The following is a 17,216-nucleotide window of genomic DNA, read 5'->3' on the forward strand; positions in this document are numbered from 1 at the left end:
ACTGAATTTACATTCTTTACAATTTTCCTTTACGGTTTTTGCTGTTTCATTCGTCTCGGGGGTTTTACAGTGCCAATAAGAATCAATACCATTGGCACCTCTTTGTCCTCAGGTGTATTCCCATGCTGCTGCACATCCCCGGCGTGTTCGCTAAAGAAGAGGTGCAGCGCATCCGCGAGGCTCTGGAACAGGCGGATTGGGCCGACGGCAAAATCACTGCCGGCTACCAGTCGGCCAAGGCGAAACACAATCTGCAACTGCCGGAAGGTCATCCGCTGGCCAAGGAAGTCGGCGCGGCGATGTTGGATCGGTTATGGAAGAATCCACTGTTCATGTCCGCGGCACTGCCGCACAAGGTTTTTCCTCCGTTGCTGAACTGTTACACGGCCGGGGGCAGTTTCGATTTTCATATCGACAACGCCGTGCGTCAGCCCAAAGGCAGCATCGAGCGTGTGCGCACCGACCTGTCGGCCACGCTGTTCTTCAGCGAGCCGGAGGATTACGACGGCGGTGAACTGGACATCCAGGACACCTTTGGCACCCAGCGCGTGAAGCTGCCTGCCGGTGACATGGTCCTGTATCCCGGCACCAGCCTGCACAAGGTCAATGCCGTCACCCGTGGCACTCGCTATGCCTCATTCTTCTGGACCCAAAGCCTGGTTCGCGAAGATAGCCAGCGCGCGCTGCTGTTCGAAATGGACGGGGCGATCCAGCAGCTGACGCAGGACATGCCGGATCACCCATCGCTGATCCGACTCACGGGCACGTACCACAACCTGTTGCGTCGCTGGGTCGACGTATGAGTTATCAATTGCGCCGCGAAGAAGTGCTCGACGGCGATCAACTCAAAGCCATGCTCAATGAAAGTCCGGCGCGTGCTGCTCAGGCGATCCTGATCGCTGCCCGCGAAGGGGTTCTCGATGCCCAGGCTTTGCTCGGCCAGATTCTGCTGGACGGGCAGGGGATCGAACAGGACCAGCCTTTGGCCGTGCGCTGGTTCGGGATCGCCGCGCAGCGCGGGCATCTGATGGCGCGCAACATGCTCGGTCGCTGCCACGAACACGGCTGGGGTTGCGTGGCGGATGCCTCGGTCGCCGCCCAGCATTATCGCGTCGGCGCCGAAGCCGGACTGGATTGGGCGATGTACAACTACGCCAATCTGCTGGCGACAGGGCGAGGGGTGATCGAGGATCAGCTGCAAGCGCTGGCACTCTACCGTCGCGCGGCAGAACTTGGCCATGCGAAGTCGATGAACCTGCTGGGACGTTATCTTGAAGAAGGGCGGGTTTGCCCGGCGGATCCGGTCGGCGCTGTCGATTGGTATCGGCGTTCGGCGACGGGTGGGGATTTTCGTGGGCAGTTCAGTTATGCCGCGGTGCTGGCGGATGAAGGAAAAATAAACGAGGCGCTGGAATGGTTGCGCAAGGCATTGGCCGGGGGGAATTTGAATTTCCTGCGGGTGGCGAGTCAGACGTTGTTGAGCGCTGTGAATCCGCACATTCGTGAAATGGCGGCTCTCTATCATCAGCGCGTCGTTCAGATGAGCGATGAGCGGTCCGTGCCAGGGGTTGTTGAGCTGGTTTAAATCACTATGATTGGAAACTAATCAAATCTCATCAATGTCTTCCTGGAGACGAAATCATGGCTGCTACCAAAGTGCTGACGGCCCATGTCCCCTTGGAACTGGCTGATAAAGTCGATCAGATGGCTGCGAAGATGGAGCGTTCACGGGGCTGGATCGTGAAGCAAGCGCTTGCCGACTGGGTTGATCATGAAGAGGCGCGCAGCCGGCTTACTCGAGAGGCAATGGCAGATGTTGACGCCGGACGAGTGATTGATCATCAGTCTGTCCAGGCCTGGGCAGAAAGTTTGGATACTGATAAGCCGCTGCCGGTCCCGTACTGATGGAGTTGAAGTGGACGAGCAAGGCGTTATCGGACCTCGCCCGACTTTTTGATTTTCTTGCAGTGGTCAATCGTCCTGCTGCAGCCCGCACCGTGCAATCTCTCACTCAGGCTCCTACAGCTTTACTCAGCAATCCGCGGATCGGAGAACGGGTTGACGAGTTTGTACCGCGAGATGTGCGACGACTTTTGGTCGGCCATTACGAAATGCGGTATGAGATTCAAGGCTCAACGCTCTACATCCTTCGTCTTTGGCATGTGAGATAAGACCGATAACAGTCGCTCCGACCGCCCGGAGTGTCTGTTACAAAAAAGCCCATGACTCGTCATGGGCTTTTTGATTTCTGCGTGCAGCGTTTTACACGTAGAACGACTTCAGCGGCGGAAAGCCGTTGAATTCAACCGCGCTGTAACTGGTGGTGTACGCACCGGTCGACAGCCAGTACAAACGATCACCGATCGCCAGGTTCAGCGGCAGGCCGTATTTGTAGTTCTCGTACATGATGTCGGCGCTGTCGCAGGTCGGGCCGGCGATGACCACTTCTTCCACTTCGCCTTTCTTCTCGGTCCAGATCGGGAACTTGATGGCTTCGTCCATGGTTTCGATCAGGCCGGAGAACTTGCCCACGTCCGTGTACACCCAGCGCTCGACGGCGGTACGGGATTTACGCGCCACCAGTACCACTTCGCTGACCAGGATGCCGGCGTTGGCGATCAGCGAACGGCCCGGCTCCAGGATGATTTCCGGCAGGTCATCACCGAAGTCTTCCTTGAGGAAACGGATGATTTCTTCGGCGTAGGTTTCCAGGCTGTTGGTGCGGGTGATGTAGTTGGCCGGGAAGCCGCCGCCCATGTTGATCAGTTTGAGGTGGATGCCGTCTTCTTCTTTCAGACGCTCGAAGATCACTTTGACCTTGGCGATCGCCGCGTCCCAGACGCTGATGTCGCGCTGTTGCGAACCGACGTGGAACGAGATGCCGTAAGGCACCAGGCCCAGGTCGCGAGCGAGGATCAGCAGGTCCATGGCCATGTCGGTCTGGCAGCCGAATTTGCGCGACAACGGCCAGTCAGCGGTGGTCGAGCCTTCGGTAAGGATGCGCACGTAGACTTTCGAACCCGGTGCCGCCTTGGCGATGTTGCGCAGGTCGGCTTCGGAGTCGGTGGCATACAGACGCACGCCCTTCTCGTAGAAGTAGCGAATGTCCTTGGATTTCTTGATGGTGTTGCCATAGCTGATGCGATCCGGGCCGACGCCCTGGTTCATCACTTTGTCGAGCTCGTAGATCGAAGCGATGTCGAAGTTCGAGCCTTTCTCTTTGAGCAGGTCGATGATTTCGACGGCCGGGTTGGCCTTGACCGCGTAGTAGACCTTGGCGAATTCGAAACCGGCGCGCAGGTCGTCATAGGCCTGGCTGATCATCGCGGTGTCGATCACCACGAACGGGGTTTCTTGTTTGTCGGCGAAGGCCTTCATTTTCTGGAAGGTATCGCGCGCGAAATAGTCTTCGACGTTGATCGACATGCTGGGAACTCCTACTGGCAAACTGAAATTATCAATGGGCGCAAATGAACGTCCTCCGTATCCCCACTTTGGTTCGCCTACTTCCCAAGGCATGTCGCCGAAAGCAAAAAGGCCACGGGAGGCGGTGCTGCCCTTGGCCTTGCTGTCTCGTCGTCAGTACTTGAGCCGGATGGATCGTTTCCAGCATGGACGTTCGGCGCGAACTTTAGGGCGTGAGGGGCTTGAGATCAACAAAAAATGTCGCGTTTTTGCACACTTCCGTCGTGCGGTCCTGGACAGTTACTGATGTAACCGACCTGCATGACAGTGTGATGTTCCCCGAATGGGGATTTTTGAAGGGAGACAGGATGTCTTTGTGGCGAGGGGATTTATCCCCGTCCGGCTGCGAAGCAGTCGTAAAACCTTAGCGTGCGGTATATCAGGTACACCGTGGGTGCAGGTTTTAGGGCTGCTCCGCAGCCCAACGGGGATAAATCCCCTCGCCACAGGGTCAGGTCAGGCCAACGCAGTCTCGGCTGGCGAAACAATGCTGGTCTTGCCCCCACGGGATTTGCCCGAGCTCAAATACTCGGCAATCGATTCCTGAGTCACTTCCCCGAGGAACACCCGCTCGGCATCCATCACCGGCAACCACGAGCGATTGAACTCGTACATCCGCGACAGCAGGATGCGCAAATGCTCGTCGTACGCCGCGGTGGCATTGAACTCACGCAGGTATTGCGCGCAAGTGCCGGTCTGACGGTGCAGGTCGCGACGTCGTACATAACCGAGCGCCTTGTTCTCACCATCGGTGACCACCACGTAACGACGGTCCAGTTCGTCCATCAATTCCAGTGCTTCGGTCACCGAGGTTTCCGGACTGACCGACGGCGCGTTGTCCGCCGCGTCTTCAGCCTTCACCAGCAACAGACGCTTGAGCGTGCTGTCCTGGCCGACGAAGTTGCTGACAAAGTCGTCTGCCGGGTGCGCAAGCAAAGTGTCGGGGTGGTCGATCTGCAGCAGTTTGCCGGCGCGGAAGATTGCAATCTTGTCGCCCAGTTTGATCGCCTCGTCGATGTCGTGGCTGACCATGATCACGGTCTTGTTCAGCGCGCGCTGCATCTCGAAGAATTCGTTCTGGATCATCTCGCGGTTGATCGGGTCGACCGCGCCGAACGGTTCGTCCATCAGCAACAGCGGTGCATCCGCCGCCAGTGCGCGAATCACCCCGATCCGCTGCTGTTGGCCGCCGGACAGTTCCCGCGGGTAGCGCGTCAGATACTGCTTGGGCTCCAGCTTGATCATGCTCATCAACTCGCGGGCGCGGTCGTGGCATTTCTGTTTGTCCCAGCCCAGCAGGCGCGGAACGATGGTGATGTTTTCCTCGATGGTCATGTTCGGGAACAGGCCGATCTGCTGGATCACATAACCGATGTTGCGACGCAGGGTCACTTCGTCGAGGTCGGTGGTGTCTTCGCCGTTGATCAGGATCTTGCCCGAGGTCGGTTTGATCAGGCGGTTGATCATCTTCAACGTGGTGCTTTTGCCGCAGCCCGATGGCCCGAGGAACACACAGATCTCGCCTTCATTGACGGTCAGGCTCACCGAGTCCACGGCTTTCACATCTTTGCCGTTGCTTTGGAAGGTCTTGCTGAGGTTTTGAAGTTCGATCATTTCAGGAGTCCTTTTGGAGTCAGCGTGCGTTGCAGCCATTGCAGAAGCAGGTCGGCGAAGATGGCCAGGAGACTGACCAGCACGGCGCCGACGATCAGCATCGACATGTCGCTGCGGCTGATGGAAGCGAGAATGAGTACACCGAGGCCACCGGCGCCGATGGTCGCGGCGATGGTCATGACACCGATGTTCATGACCACGGCAGTGCGTACACCGGCGAGGATCACCGGCACGGCAATCGGCAGTTCGACCATGCGCAGGCGCTGGCCGAAAGTCATGCCGATGCCGCGCGCGGCTTCGCGAATACCCGGTTCAACGCCGGTCAGGGCGAGGTAGGTGTTACGCATGATCGGCAGCAGCGAGTACAGAAACACCGCGGTGATCGCCGGCATCGGACCCAGGCCCTGGCCGAATTTCGAGTAAAACGGCAGCAGCAGACCGAACAGTGCAATCGACGGCACGGTCAGCAGCACCGTGGCGCTGGCCTGCAAGGGGCCGGCGAGCGTCGGGAAGCGCGTCATCAGAATGCCCAGCGGCACGCCGACCAGAATCGCCAATGTCACGGCGATGCCGACCAGGGTGATGTGCTGCCAGGTCAGGTGCAGCACCAGCGGCCAGTCGAGATGGGAAAAGGCGTTGAGAAATTCCATGGCTTTTCCTCCTTAGTTGAGTGGATGCTGGCGCAGGAAATCGGCGGCAACGGATGAAGGGCTTTCGTGATCGACATCGACCCGTGCGTTCAACGCACGCATGGTGTCGTCATCGAACAGCTCGGCCAGTGGCTTGATCTCCTCCGCGAGTTTCGGGTGGGCATCGAGGTAAGCCTGACGCACCACCGGCGCGGCGGTGTAGTCCGGGAAGTAGTGCTTGTCGTCTTCGAGCAGCTTGAGCTTGAAGGCGTTCAGGCGACCGTCGGTGGTGTAGACCAGGCCGGCAAATACCTGGCCATTGCGCAGGGCGGTGTAGACCAGCCCGGCATCCATCTGCCGGATGTTTTTGCGGGTCAGGTTCATGCCGTAAAGGTCGACCATGCCGTCCAGGCCGTCGGAACGGTTGGCGAACTCGGTGTCCAGCGCGACCAGGTGATTAGTCTTCGCCTCAGCCTGCAGCACCGTGTTCAGCTCGCTGATGGTGTTGATCTGCGGGTAGGCCTTCGCGGTTTTTTCCGGCAGGGCCAGGGCGTAGGTGTTGCTGAATTTCGACGGAGTGAGCCAGATCAGGCCTTTTTTCGCGTCGAGTTCTTTCACCTTGGCGTAGGACTGAGCGCTGTCGAGTTTTTCGGTGACATGGTTGTAAGCCACCAACGACACGCCGGTGTATTCCCACATCAAATCCAGCTGACCACTTTCGTGGGCGCTGCGGGCCAGGTTGCTGCCCAATCCACCAGTCACCTGGGTGTCATAACCCTTGGTGCGCAGATATTGGGCGGTGATTTCCGCGAGCAGGGTTTGCTCGGTGAACACCCGGGCGCCGATGCGGATCACGGGTTTTTCAGCGGCTTGGGTAAATCCTGCGAACAGCAGGGCGCAGCCTATAAATAAGCATATTTTTTTCATGTCAGTTCCTTTGCCGAGGCTTAAGACGGGCGCAAGCCGCGTTCGAGCCAGAGGCGGCTGGCGAGTGTCACCAGACCGTCGAGCAGCAAGGCCAGCAGGGCGGTGCAGGCCGCGCCGAGCAGCAGTTGCGGCTGATTGTTCAGGGCAATGCCGGGGAAAATCAGGCTGCCCAGGCTGTTGGCACCGATCAGGAACGCCAGTGGCGCGGTACCGACGTTGATCGCCAGCGCCACACGCACACCGCCGATGATGATCGGCACGGCGTTCGGCAGTTCGACCCGCCACAGCACTTGAGTCGGCGTCATGCCGATGCCGACGGCCGCTTCCTTGAGTGAACCCTGGACGTTTTTCAGGCCTTCATAGGTGTTGCGCACGATCGGCAACAACGAGGCGAGGAACAGGGCGAAGATCGCGGGGCCGCTGCCGATGCCGAGGATACCCAGGGCGATGGCGAGTACGGCGAGAGGCGGCACGGTGTTGCCGATGTTGAAGATCTGCATGAAGCGTTCAGCGCGGCCCACCATGGTCGGGCGGCTGAGGAAGATACCGGCGGGGATGCCCACAACGAGGGCGGCCAGCATGGAAACGAGGACGAGAATCAGGTGAGCTTGCAGGTAAAACAACAAATCGTCGCGGTAATGTTCGATCGTGTTGATGCCAATCCAGTGGACCAGCAGGGCCAGAAGGGCGACGACAACCGCACCTCCTGTCAGCCCCTTGCCATAGCGAATAGCCACAGGCGGACTCCTTTTTTTCTTTGTCGGCGAACGCAGTCCCGAGTGGCAATGCCATTCCTGGCTGCCGGGATTATCAACGTTCGCGAGAAGCAGCTCTTCATGCTGATGCAACCGCATGAGATCGAGCCATAAGCGCAGCCTCGTCAGGCTAACTTGCAGGTTCTTCAAACCCTGCTACGAGAGCTGTAACAGGGGAGTGGACGTCTCTACCTTTTAAAAGGTTCCATATTTAACAGCAGATTGCCACCCTTAATGCCCTGGCGCGTCCCCGCGCGATGCCACAACACGCTCCTACAAAGATCCGTGTGGCGGGCCGAGCGGTGGTCTGCCAAGGTCTGTTTGCGCTATACTCGCCGCCCTTTTTTGAATCACCGCCAGGCGATTTCCCATGACCAAACAGGCCGCCGAAGTCGCGAAACGCCGCACTTTCGCCATTATTTCCCACCCCGATGCCGGTAAGACCACCATCACCGAGAAGCTCTTGCTGATGGGCAAGGCGATTGCGGTTGCCGGCACGGTGAAGTCTCGCAAGTCCGACCGCCATGCCACCTCCGACTGGATGGAAATGGAAAAGCAGCGTGGTATCTCGATTACCACGTCGGTCATGCAGTTCCCGTATCGCGATCACATGATCAACCTGCTCGACACCCCGGGCCACGAAGACTTCTCCGAAGACACCTACCGCACCCTGACGGCGGTCGACTCGGCGTTGATGGTTCTCGACGGTGGTAAGGGTGTAGAGCCACGGACCATCGCGCTGATGGACGTCTGCCGTCTGCGTGATACGCCGATTGTCAGCTTCATCAACAAACTCGACCGTGACATTCGCGACCCGATCGAACTGCTCGACGAAATCGAAGCGGTCCTGAAGATCAAGGCGGCGCCGATCACCTGGCCGATCGGTTGCTACCGCGACTTCAAGGGCGTTTATCACCTCGCCGATGACTACATCATCGTGTACACCGCCGGTCATGGCCACGAGCGTACCGATGTGAAAATCATCGAGAAGCTCGACTCCGACGAAGCCCGCGCGCATCTGGGAGATGAATACGATCGCTTCGTCGATCAGCTGGAGCTGGTGCAGGGCGCCTGCCACGAATTCAATCAGCAGGAATTCCTCGACGGCCAACTGACACCGGTGTTCTTCGGTACTGCGCTGGGCAACTTCGGTGTCGATCATGTGCTCGACGCCGTGGTCGACTGGGCGCCGAAACCGCTGGCCCGTGTCGCCAACGAGCGCACCGTGGAACCGGTCGAAGAGAAATTCACCGGCTTCGTGTTCAAGATCCAGGCGAACATGGACCCGAAACACCGCGACCGTATCGCCTTCATGCGTATCTGCTCCGGCAAATACGAGAAGGGCATGAAGATGCGCCACGTGCGCACCGGCAAGGACGTGCGCATCGGCGATGCCCTGACGTTCTTCTCTTCCGAGCGTGAGCAACTGGAAGAGGCGTTTGCCGGCGACATCATCGGCCTGCACAACCACGGCACCATCCAGATTGGCGACACCTTCACCGAAGGCGAAGTCCTGGGCTTCACCGGTATCCCGCACTTCGCTCCGGAACTGTTCCGTCGCGTGCGCCTGCGTGACCCGCTGAAATCCAAGCAACTGCGTCAAGGCTTGCAGCAATTGGCCGAAGAAGGCGCCACCCAGGTGTTCTTCCCCGAGCGCAGCAACGACATCATCCTCGGCGCCGTCGGTGTGCTGCAGTTCGATGTGGTCGCCAGTCGCTTGAAAGAGGAATACAAGGTCGAGTGCTCCTACGAGCCGATCACCGTGTATTCCGCACGCTGGATCGATTGCGACGATAAGAAGAAGTTCGAGGAGTTCCAGGTCAAGGCCGTGGAAAACCTCGCGGTTGACGGCGGTGGTCACCTGACTTACCTGGCCCCGACCCGAGTCAATTTGGCGTTGATGGAAGAGCGCTGGCCGGATGTGAAATTCCGTGCGACGCGTGAGCATCACTAAGCGCTGAGTTGAAACAATAAAAAGCCCCGGTCGCGAAAGCACCGGGGCTTTTTCATACCTGACGCGGTCAACGGTGGGAGCCAGCCTGCTGGCGATGGCATTTTTTCATTCAATCAATGTGTTGAATGTCACTCCGCTATCGCCAGCAGGCTGGCTCCCACAGGGATCAGCGTTGTTGGTGGGGTTGGGTATAAACATTATTCCAAACCAGTCTCCCCATTCATGGCATTTCCCGCGCATCGTCAGAGTCCTATCTGGAGAACCCGCCCCATCGGAACCGAATGTCTCTCAGTGCCGTCGGGCTTCAACGTTTCACCTGTAAAAGGATGGAATCGGTCATGAGCATTTTTCAACGCATTGTGTTGTTGCTGAAGGTTTTGGTCCTGCTGTCGGTTGGCATGTCAGCGGCGTGGGCGGAATGTTCGTCTCATGATGAGCAAGCGTCGAGAGGGCAGGTGGCGCACACCGGGCTGATGATCGCCGCGTCCGAGTCGGAGCCCGGCGATCAAGGTCAGGGCGGCAGCGCGGATGATGACGATTCGACCACCGAGGATCCGGATGCCGATACCGATGAAGATGAAGGGGCTTAAGTAGCAGGCAAAAGAAAACCCCTTCTGCCCTGACTGATGCGCAGCCAGGGCAGAAGGGGTTTTTGAACAGGCCGGGTGTCCCCTGTGGCAGCGAGCAAGCCCGCTCCCACAGGTTTTTCTTCGCCCGTTATGCCGCGCCGTCGAGGAACTGCTCGGCGTAGTGGCACGCCACCTGGCGGCTGTCGAGCAGGCGCAAGGCCGGCTCTTCCGTGCTGCAACGCTCGGTCGCGTACGGGCAGCGCTTGTGGAAAGCGCAGCCCGACGGCGGGTTCAACGGGTTGGGCAACTCGCCGACGATCTTGATTTTCGGCTTGTTCGGGTCCGGGTGAATGGTCGGGGTGGCCGACAGCAACGCCTGGGTGTAGGGGTGCAGCGGGCGTTCGTAGATGTCGTTCTTCGGGCCCATTTCCACCGGGCGGCCGAGGTACATCACCATCACGTCATCGGCAACGTGTTGAACCACCGCCAGGTTGTGGGAGATGAACACGTAGGCCGTGTTGAACTCTTGCTGCAAATCCATGAACAGGTTCAGCACCTGCGCCTGGATCGACACGTCCAGCGCCGAGGTCGGTTCGTCCGCCACCAGCACTTTTGGCTGCAGCATCATCGCGCGAGCGAGGGCGATCCGCTGGCGCTGACCGCCAGAGAACATGTGCGGGTAACGCTGATAATGCTCAGGGCGCAAACCCACCTGCTTCATCATCGCCTGGACTTTCTCGCGACGTTCGGTTGCGCTCAGGCTGGTGTTGATCAGCAGCGGTTCAGCCAGTTGATCGCCGACTTTCTGCCGAGGGTTCAACGAGGCGTATGGGCTTTGGAACACCATCTGCACGTCTTTGCGCAGTTGTTTGCGCTGGGCCTTGTCAGCACCGGCGACTTCCTGTCCGGCGATTTTCAACGAGCCGGAAGAGGGCTCTTCGATCAGCGTCAGGGCCCGGGCCAGGGTGGATTTGCCGCAACCCGATTCGCCTACGACGGCCAGTGTCTTGCCGGCTTCCAGTTCGAACGACACACCGTTCAGGGCGCGTACGGTCGCATGACCCTTGAACAGGCCACGGGACACTTCGTAGTGACGGGTGAGGTCGCGGGCGGTAAGTACGACGGCCATTACGCCACCTCCTGGTTCAGCGGGTAGAAGCAGCGGGCGAGGCTGTTGCTTTTCGGGTCAAGGGTCGGACGTTGCGCACGGCAGTTGTCCTGCACATACGGGCAGCGCGGCGACAGCAGGCAACCTTGCGGACGGTCATAACGACCGGGGACGATGCCTGGCAGCGTGGCCAGGCGCGTGGCGCCGAGGCTGTGTTCCGGAATCGCCTTGAGCAGCGCTTCGCTGTACGGGTGCGCCGGAATGTCGAACAGCTGCGGCACCTGACCGACTTCAACCGCCTGGCCGGCGTACATCACGCACACGCGCTGAGCGGTTTCGGCCACGACCGCGAGGTCGTGCGTGATCAGCACCAGGCCCATGTTCTGCTCTTTCTGCAACGCCAGCAGCAGGTCCATGATCTGCGCCTGGATCGTTACGTCCAATGCCGTGGTCGGTTCGTCGGCGATCAGCAGTTTCGGTTCGCCGGCAATTGCCATGGCGATCGCAACACGCTGGCTCATACCGCCGGACAATTGATGCGGGTAAGCATCCATACGGCTGGCGGCGCCCGGGATTTCCACTTTTTCCAGCAGTTCGATGGCGCGGGCGCGGGCTTGCTTGCCGGACATCTTCAGGTGCAGGCGCAGCACTTCTTCGATCTGGAAGCCGACGGTGTAGCTCGGGTTCAGCGCGGTCATCGGGTCCTGGAAGACCATGGCCAGGTCTTTGCCGACAATTTGCCGACGCTGACGGTTGCTGAGCTTGAGCATGTTCTTGCCGTCGAAATTCAGGGCGTCGGCGGTGACGATCCCCGGGTGCTCGATCAGGCCCATCAGCGCCATCATGGTCACGGATTTACCGGAGCCCGACTCGCCAACGATGGCCAGCACTTCACCCTTGTCCACGGAAATGTCGAGCCCGTCGACCACCGGAACGGCGTTCTTGTCGCCGAAGCGAACGTTGAGATTCTTGATTTCTAACAGTGACATTTGAATCTCCTCAGGCGGCGTTCTTGAGTTTCGGGTCCAGCGCATCGCGCAGGCCGTCGCCCATCAAGTTGATTGCCAGCACGCTGAGCAAAATGGTCAAACCAGGCAGACTGACGACCCACCAGGCGCGTTCAATGTAGTCGCGAGCCGAAGCCAGCATGGTGCCCCACTCAGGCGTCGGCGGTTGTACGCCAAGGCCGAGGAAGCCCAGTGCCGCGGCATCGAGAATCGCCGAGGAGAAGCTCAGGGTCGCCTGAACAATCAGTGGTGCCATGCAGTTAGGCAGCACGGTGACGAACATCAGGCGTGGCAGACCGGCACCCGCCAGGCGCGCGGCGGTCACGTAGTCGCGGTTCAATTCGCCCATCACCGCGGCGCGGGTCAGACGAACATAGGACGGCAACGAAACCACGGCGATGGCAATAATGGTGTTGATCAGGCCAGGGCCGAGGATGGCGACAATCGCCACGGCCAGCAGCAGGGACGGCAGGGCCAGCATGATGTCCATCAGACGCATGATGGTCGGGCCGAGCACGCGCGGGAAGAACCCGGCGAACAGACCCAGGAGGATGCCCGGAATCAGCGACATCACCACCGACGACAAGCCGATGAGCAGGGACAGGCGCGAACCGTTGATCAGTCGCGACAGCAGATCGCGCCCCAGTTCATCGGTGCCGAGCAGGAACTGGATCTGCCCGCCTTCCAGCCAGGACGGCGGGGTCAGCAGGAAGTCGCGGTATTGCTCGCTCGGGTTATGCGGGGCAACCCACGGCGCGAAGATTGCGCAGAAAATCACCAGCAGCATGAACATCAGGCCGGCAACGGCGCCTTTGTTCTTGGAAAACGCCTGCCAGAATTCTTTGTACGGGGACGGATACAGCAGGCTTTGATCGACTGCTACCGCTGGAATTGGAGTGGTCATGGTCATGATGATCTCAGCGCTGATGACGGATGCGTGGGTTGGCAAAGCCGTAGAGGATGTCCACCACGAAGTTGACCAGAATCACCAGGCAGGCGATTAACAGGATGCCGTTCTGCACCACGGGATAGTCCCGTGCGCCAATGGCTTCGATCAGCCATTTGCCGATGCCGGGCCACGAGAAGATGGTTTCGGTCAGGACCGCACCGGCCAGCAATGTGCCGACTTGCAGGCCGACCACGGTCAGCACCGGAATCAGCGCGTTGCGCAGGCCGTGCACGAACACCACGCGCGACGGCGACAGGCCTTTGGCGCGGGCGGTACGGATGTAGTCCTCACGCAGCACTTCGAGCATCGACGAACGGGTCATCCGCGCAATAACCGCCAGCGGAATGGTGCCGAGCACGATGGCCGGCAGGATCAGGTGATGCAAGGCATCGAAGAACGCACCGACGTCATCGGCCAGCAGCGTGTCGATGAGCATGAAACCGGTGCGCGGCTCGATGTCATAGAGCAGGTCGATCCGCCCGGACACCGGGGTCCAGCCCAGGGACACCGAGAAGAACATGATCAGGATCAGGCCCCACCAGAAGATCGGCATCGAATATCCCGCCAGGGAGATGCCCATCACCCCATGGTCGAACAGGGATCCTCGCTTGAGTGCCGCGATCACCCCGGCCAACAGGCCCAGGATGCCGGCGAACAACAGGGCGGCCATGGACAGTTCCAGGGTCGCGGGGAATAGGGAAGTGAATTCGCTCCAGACGCTTTCCCGGGTACGCAGGGATTCGCCGAGATCGCCGTGGGCCAGTTTGCCAATGTAATCCAGGTATTGGGCATACAGCGGTTTGTTCAGACCTAGGCGTTCCATTGCCTGAGCATGCATTTCGGGGTCGACTCGACGTTCGCCCATCATTACTTCCACGGGGTCGCCTGGAATCATGCGAATCAACGCGAAAGTCAGCAAGGTGATGCCGAAGAACGTGGGGATCAATAACCCCAATCGGCGGGCAATAAAACTAAACATCTTGTGGTGTACCTCATCAGCCGGTTAGGCGTGCCTGGTGTCCCTGGAGTCAGGGACACCGGGAGTTTTCTTATCTACTTCACCTGGGTGGTGGCGAAGTTATTAGTGGTGAGGGGGCTAATGTGATAGCCCTCTACGTTGTTGCGCATTGCGGTGAACATTCTAGTGTGCGCCATGCTGATCCATGGCTGGTCCTGGTTAAAAATAACCTGGGCCTGTTCGTACAGCGCTGCCCGCTCGGCCGGATCGGTTTTTTCCCGGGCCTGGTCGATCAGTGCCTGGAACTTGTCATTGCACCAGCGCGCATAGTTTTCGCCGTTCTTCGCGGCTTCGCAACTGAGCATAGGCGTCAGGAAGTTATCCGGGTCGCCGTTGTCGCCCGCCCATCCGGCGGAAACCATATCGTGCTCGCCGTTTTTCGCGCGTTTGAGCATTTCGCCCCATTCCATCACGCGGATGTCGATCTTGATACCGACCTTGGCCAGGTCGGCCTGCATCATCTGCGCGCCGAGCATCGGGTTCGGGTTGGTTGGACCGCCGCCGTTGCGGGTGAACAGGGTGAAGGTGGTGCCTTCCGGTACGCCGGCTTCCTTGAGCAGGGCGCGTGCCTTGTCCAGGTCACGGGCCGGATTTTTCAGGCTGTGGTTGTAGCCCAGCAGCGTATCCGGGAACGGGTTGACCGCCACGGTCGCATTGCCTTTGCCAAACAGCGCGTTGACATAAGCCTCTTTGTCGAAGGCGATGTCGATGGCTTTACGCACGCGCACATCACTCATGTATTTGTGCGTGGTGTTCATGGCGATGTACGAAACGGTCATCGCGTTCAGCTCGTCAACCTTCAGTTTGGCGTCTTTCTTGATGCTCGGGATGTCATCCGGCTTCGGATACAGCGCCACCTGGCACTCGTTGGCCTTGAGTTTTTGCAGGCGCACGTTGTTGTCGGTGGCGATGGCCAGGATCAACGAGTCCGCCGGCGGCTTGCCACGGAAGTAGTCCGGGTTGGCCTTGAAGCGAACCTGCGCGTCCTTCGCGTAACGCTGGAAAATGAACGGGCCGGTGCCGACCGGTTTGTTGTTCAGGTCGCCGGTCTTGTTCGCCTTGAGCAGCTGGTCGGCGTACTCGGCGGAATAGATCGAGGAGAAGGCCATGGCGATGTCGGCCAGGAATGGCGCTTCGCGGCGGGTCAAGGTGAAGGTGACGGTGTTGTCGTCGATCTTCTCGACGCTTTTGAGCAGTTCCTTGAAGCCCATGCTTTCAAAGTACGGGAAGCCCACGCTCGACAGCTTGTGCCACGGGTGATTCGGGTCCAGCTGACGCTGGAAGCTCCAGACCACGTCGTCGGCGTTCATGTCGCGGGTCGGCTTGAAGTAGTCGGTGGTGTGAAACTTGACGCCTTTGCGCAGGTGGAAGGTATAGGTCAGGCCGTCCTCGCTGATATCCCAGGACTCGGCCAGCGCCGGAATCACTTCCGTGGTGCCGGGCTTGAAGTCCGCCAGGCGGTTGAAGATGGTTTCGGCCACCGCATCGGCTGTGACTGCAGTCGTGTACTGGACCATGTCGAAGCCTTCCGGACTGGCTTCGGTGCAAACCACCAGGGGTTTGGCCGAGACGCCAACGGCAACACTCAGCAACGCGGCAGCGATGGCCGCACGTAGGGGAAGCATTTTCATCAAGAACCCTCTGCAATCGGTTGAACAGGAAGAAACCGAACGGCCGACTCATCATGAGTCAGCCGTCGGCTGGCGCTTTTTACAAAATTTTGAACGGGATGGTGGTCACGAGACGGAACTCGTTGATGCTACCGTCAGCCTGGTTATCGCTGGCGCGGTGGGTGGTGTAGGTAGCGCGGACTGTGGTGGCCTTGAGCGGACCGCTTTGTACGGCGTACGACGTACCGATGCCGTATTCATAGTGGTTCTCACCGTCCATTTTACGTACGTCGTAGGCGGTACCGGTGTAGTGCGTACCGTCGATGCCCCAGCCGCGAGCCTGGTAGATGTTGAACTTCAGCCCCGGCACGCCGTATTCGGCCATGTTCAGGCCGTAGGCGATCTGGAAGGACTTCTCGTTCGGGCCGTTGAAGTCGGACAGCAGGGAGTTGGCCAGGTAAATGCCGTTGGTTTCATGCAGGTAGTCGAAGTACTCGTTACCGTTCACTTCCTGATAAGAGAACGTCAGGCTGTGGGCGAGGTGAGTCAGTCCCAACGACAGCGAGTAAGTGTCGTTGTCGATCTCACCCATCAACTTTTTGCCTTCGTCGACGGTTTTGTAATAGTTCAGGCCGGTGGTCAGGCTCAGGATCGAGCTGTCCCCCAGTTCGTGAGTGGCGCCAAAGTAGTACTGGTTCCAGAAATCTTCTACGTTGCTCGCGTACAGGCTGGTTTTCAGGCTTTTCAGCGGCTGATAGTTCAGACCTGCGGTGTTTACGTGGTCGGTTTCAGCGCCATTTGCCGAGTACTCGGACGTGAATTTGGTCAGGCTCTGTTCGGTACGAGGCGATACGCGGTCGAAGGTGCCGAGGTCGAACGACAGGTTGTCGAACTCTTCGCTGTGAATGGCCACACCTTCAAAGCTCGAAGGCAGCGGACGGTTGCCGATGACGTCGACGATCGGGCTGCTGAAGTTCTGGCGACCAGCGGTCAGGGTGGTGTTGGAGATACGCGCCTTGACGTTGGCCAGGCCCAGTTTGCTCCACTGATCCACCGCGTCGCCGTTGGTGTGAGCCAGGGTACGGTTGGAACCGCCCTTGATGTCTTCGCGGCTACGATCCAGTGCAATGGCATTGTAAGCAGCGACTTCGGTGCTGAAACCCACGGTGCCTTGGGTGAAACCCGAGGTGTAATTCAGGATGGTGCCCTGAACCCAGTTGATACGGCGCGTGCCGTTCAGGGTTTCGCCGTGGCGCTCGTACTTGTAGGTAGCGCCTCGCTGTTTATCTTCGTTGGCGTACCAGTTACGGGTGCTGCCCGACAGGCTTTGACCATCAATGAAGCCCTTGGCTTCCGACTGTGCGTTGGTGCTTGCCAGTTGGGTTGGAACGAAGTCCTGGCTCTGGGATTCTGCGTACGCCGTGGCGGTGACGCTGCTGATGGCCAGGGCTAATAACGCGGTGCTGCTCAGTTTCATGGGTGAAGCTCCTTACTTTCTTTTTTTAATGTCGGTCTTTTTGGGTGATCCGACTATTGGTTTTGGAACTCATGCAGGGCATCGCAAACGTTTGCTTCAGGCCTTAAAGGCAAATTGCGGCAATACGCTTGCGC

17 protein-coding genes are annotated in these 17,216 nt (G+C 59.1%); 6 read left to right on the top strand and 11 right to left on the bottom strand.

Translation table 11 applies throughout. From position 1 onward, the window contains the following. Positions 1-122 precede the first annotated feature (122 nt). The 4 genes from ACM6IQ_RS16675 to ACM6IQ_RS16690 are packed head-to-tail and all read left to right on the top strand — an operon-like array spanning position 123 to position 2,171. On the top strand, positions 123-803 hold the full coding sequence (locus ACM6IQ_RS16675; protein WP_414879345.1) for a Fe2+-dependent dioxygenase: 681 nt from the start codon (positions 123-125) through the stop codon (positions 801-803). Next, entirely contained in the window at positions 800-1,585 is a 786-nt protein-coding gene (locus tag ACM6IQ_RS16680) for a tetratricopeptide repeat protein (RefSeq protein ID WP_414879346.1), read from the top strand. Before ACM6IQ_RS16675 ends, ACM6IQ_RS16680 begins: the two co-directional genes overlap by 4 nt. Positions 1,586-1,641: 56 nt before the next feature. After that, positions 1,642-1,905 carry a CopG family ribbon-helix-helix protein gene (locus ACM6IQ_RS16685; protein WP_017336496.1) on the top strand — a complete coding sequence of 88 codons (264 nt, stop codon included), beginning with the start codon at positions 1,642-1,644 and terminating at the stop codon, positions 1,903-1,905. Beyond that, entirely contained in the window at positions 1,905-2,171 is a 267-nt protein-coding gene (locus tag ACM6IQ_RS16690; protein WP_080995108.1) for a type II toxin-antitoxin system RelE/ParE family toxin, read from the top strand. The genes ACM6IQ_RS16685 and ACM6IQ_RS16690 overlap by 1 nt, the downstream gene beginning before the upstream one ends. Before the next feature lie 91 nt (positions 2,172-2,262). Here the strand turns inward: ACM6IQ_RS16690 and ACM6IQ_RS16695 are convergent, their stop codons facing one another. From ACM6IQ_RS16695 to ACM6IQ_RS16715, 5 genes are all read right to left on the bottom strand, one after another. Beyond that, positions 2,263-3,426 carry a type III PLP-dependent enzyme gene (locus ACM6IQ_RS16695; protein ID WP_008024420.1) on the bottom strand — a complete coding sequence of 388 codons (1,164 nt, stop codon included), beginning with the start codon at positions 3,424-3,426 and terminating at the stop codon, positions 2,263-2,265. 495 nt (positions 3,427-3,921) lie between these two features. Further along, positions 3,922-5,079, bottom strand: coding sequence for a betaine/proline/choline family ABC transporter ATP-binding protein (locus ACM6IQ_RS16700; RefSeq protein WP_414879347.1), 1,158 nt, complete (start codon positions 5,077-5,079; stop codon positions 3,922-3,924). Continuing rightward, on the bottom strand, positions 5,076-5,729 hold the full coding sequence (locus ACM6IQ_RS16705) for an ABC transporter permease (protein WP_007942812.1): 654 nt from the start codon (positions 5,727-5,729) through the stop codon (positions 5,076-5,078). The genes ACM6IQ_RS16700 and ACM6IQ_RS16705 overlap by 4 nt, the downstream gene beginning before the upstream one ends. A gap of 12 nt (positions 5,730-5,741) precedes the next feature. After that, entirely contained in the window at positions 5,742-6,635 is an 894-nt protein-coding gene (locus ACM6IQ_RS16710) for a glycine betaine ABC transporter substrate-binding protein (protein WP_414879348.1), read from the bottom strand. Positions 6,636-6,655: 20 nt separating this feature from the next. Beyond that, positions 6,656-7,372, bottom strand: a complete 717-nt coding sequence (locus ACM6IQ_RS16715) for an ABC transporter permease (protein WP_017336499.1) — start codon at positions 7,370-7,372, stop codon at positions 6,656-6,658. 388 nt (positions 7,373-7,760) lie between these two features. Between ACM6IQ_RS16715 and ACM6IQ_RS16720 the strand changes: the two genes are divergently transcribed. Continuing rightward, on the top strand, positions 7,761-9,344 hold the full coding sequence (locus tag ACM6IQ_RS16720) for a peptide chain release factor 3 (RefSeq protein ID WP_017336500.1): 1,584 nt from the start codon (positions 7,761-7,763) through the stop codon (positions 9,342-9,344). Between the two features lie 338 nt (positions 9,345-9,682). Further along, positions 9,683-9,934 carry a hypothetical protein gene (locus tag ACM6IQ_RS16725; RefSeq protein ID WP_414879349.1) on the top strand — a complete coding sequence of 84 codons (252 nt, stop codon included), beginning with the start codon at positions 9,683-9,685 and terminating at the stop codon, positions 9,932-9,934. A gap of 127 nt (positions 9,935-10,061) precedes the next feature. Here the strand turns inward: ACM6IQ_RS16725 and ACM6IQ_RS16730 are convergent, their stop codons facing one another. The 6 genes from ACM6IQ_RS16730 to ACM6IQ_RS16755 all read right to left on the bottom strand — a co-directional run bounded on the left by ACM6IQ_RS16730 (position 10,062) and on the right by ACM6IQ_RS16755 (position 17,082). Then, the gene (locus ACM6IQ_RS16730; protein WP_414879350.1) at positions 10,062-11,042 is read right to left on the bottom strand and encodes a peptide ABC transporter ATP-binding protein; all 981 of its coding nucleotides are present in this window, start codon (positions 11,040-11,042) and stop codon (positions 10,062-10,064) included. After that, on the bottom strand, positions 11,042-12,010 hold the full coding sequence (locus ACM6IQ_RS16735; protein ID WP_017336503.1) for an ABC transporter ATP-binding protein: 969 nt from the start codon (positions 12,008-12,010) through the stop codon (positions 11,042-11,044). Before ACM6IQ_RS16735 ends, ACM6IQ_RS16730 begins: the two co-directional genes overlap by 1 nt. Positions 12,011-12,020: 10 nt before the next feature. Continuing rightward, on the bottom strand, positions 12,021-12,932 hold the full coding sequence (locus ACM6IQ_RS16740) for an ABC transporter permease subunit (RefSeq protein WP_031318385.1): 912 nt from the start codon (positions 12,930-12,932) through the stop codon (positions 12,021-12,023). A gap of 13 nt (positions 12,933-12,945) precedes the next feature. Then, a complete protein-coding gene (locus tag ACM6IQ_RS16745; protein ID WP_017336505.1) occupies positions 12,946-13,956 on the bottom strand; it encodes an ABC transporter permease subunit in 1,011 nt (336 codons plus the stop codon). Between the two features lie 74 nt (positions 13,957-14,030). Then, complete coding sequence (locus ACM6IQ_RS16750) at positions 14,031-15,626, bottom strand: ABC transporter substrate-binding protein (RefSeq protein WP_414879351.1); 1,596 nt, start codon at positions 15,624-15,626, stop codon at positions 14,031-14,033. 79 nt (positions 15,627-15,705) lie between these two features. Next, entirely contained in the window at positions 15,706-17,082 is a 1,377-nt protein-coding gene (locus ACM6IQ_RS16755; protein ID WP_017336507.1) for an OprD family porin, read from the bottom strand. Positions 17,083-17,216: the final 134 nt, after the last annotated feature.

Origin of the sequence: Pseudomonas sp. IT-P100, assembly GCF_949767185.1 — a bacterium.
GTDB lineage: Bacteria > Pseudomonadota > Gammaproteobacteria > Pseudomonadales > Pseudomonadaceae > Aquipseudomonas > Aquipseudomonas fluorescens_B.

Coding starts and splice junctions, on each gene's coding strand:
- ACM6IQ_RS16675 (WP_414879345.1), top strand. CDS start 123: ATGCTGCTGCACATCCCCGGCGTGTTCGCTAAAGAAGAGGTGCAGCGC.
- ACM6IQ_RS16680 (WP_414879346.1), top strand. CDS start 800: ATGAGTTATCAATTGCGCCGCGAAGAAGTGCTCGACGGCGATCAACTC.
- ACM6IQ_RS16685 (WP_017336496.1), top strand. CDS start 1,642: ATGGCTGCTACCAAAGTGCTGACGGCCCATGTCCCCTTGGAACTGGCT.
- ACM6IQ_RS16690 (WP_080995108.1), top strand. CDS start 1,905: ATGGAGTTGAAGTGGACGAGCAAGGCGTTATCGGACCTCGCCCGACTT.
- ACM6IQ_RS16695 (WP_008024420.1), bottom strand. CDS start 3,426: ATGTCGATCAACGTCGAAGACTATTTCGCGCGCGATACCTTCCAGAAA.
- ACM6IQ_RS16700 (WP_414879347.1), bottom strand. CDS start 5,079: ATGATCGAACTTCAAAACCTCAGCAAGACCTTCCAAAGCAACGGCAAA.
- ACM6IQ_RS16705 (WP_007942812.1), bottom strand. CDS start 5,729: ATGGAATTTCTCAACGCCTTTTCCCATCTCGACTGGCCGCTGGTGCTG.
- ACM6IQ_RS16710 (WP_414879348.1), bottom strand. CDS start 6,635: ATGAAAAAAATATGCTTATTTATAGGCTGCGCCCTGCTGTTCGCAGGA.
- ACM6IQ_RS16720 (WP_017336500.1), top strand. CDS start 7,761: ATGACCAAACAGGCCGCCGAAGTCGCGAAACGCCGCACTTTCGCCATT.
- ACM6IQ_RS16725 (WP_414879349.1), top strand. CDS start 9,683: ATGAGCATTTTTCAACGCATTGTGTTGTTGCTGAAGGTTTTGGTCCTG.
- ACM6IQ_RS16730 (WP_414879350.1), bottom strand. CDS start 11,042: ATGGCCGTCGTACTTACCGCCCGCGACCTCACCCGTCACTACGAAGTG.
- ACM6IQ_RS16735 (WP_017336503.1), bottom strand. CDS start 12,010: ATGTCACTGTTAGAAATCAAGAATCTCAACGTTCGCTTCGGCGACAAG.
- ACM6IQ_RS16740 (WP_031318385.1), bottom strand. CDS start 12,932: ATGACCACTCCAATTCCAGCGGTAGCAGTCGATCAAAGCCTGCTGTAT.
- ACM6IQ_RS16745 (WP_017336505.1), bottom strand. CDS start 13,956: ATGTTTAGTTTTATTGCCCGCCGATTGGGGTTATTGATCCCCACGTTC.
- ACM6IQ_RS16750 (WP_414879351.1), bottom strand. CDS start 15,626: ATGAAAATGCTTCCCCTACGTGCGGCCATCGCTGCCGCGTTGCTGAGT.
- ACM6IQ_RS16755 (WP_017336507.1), bottom strand. CDS start 17,082: ATGAAACTGAGCAGCACCGCGTTATTAGCCCTGGCCATCAGCAGCGTC.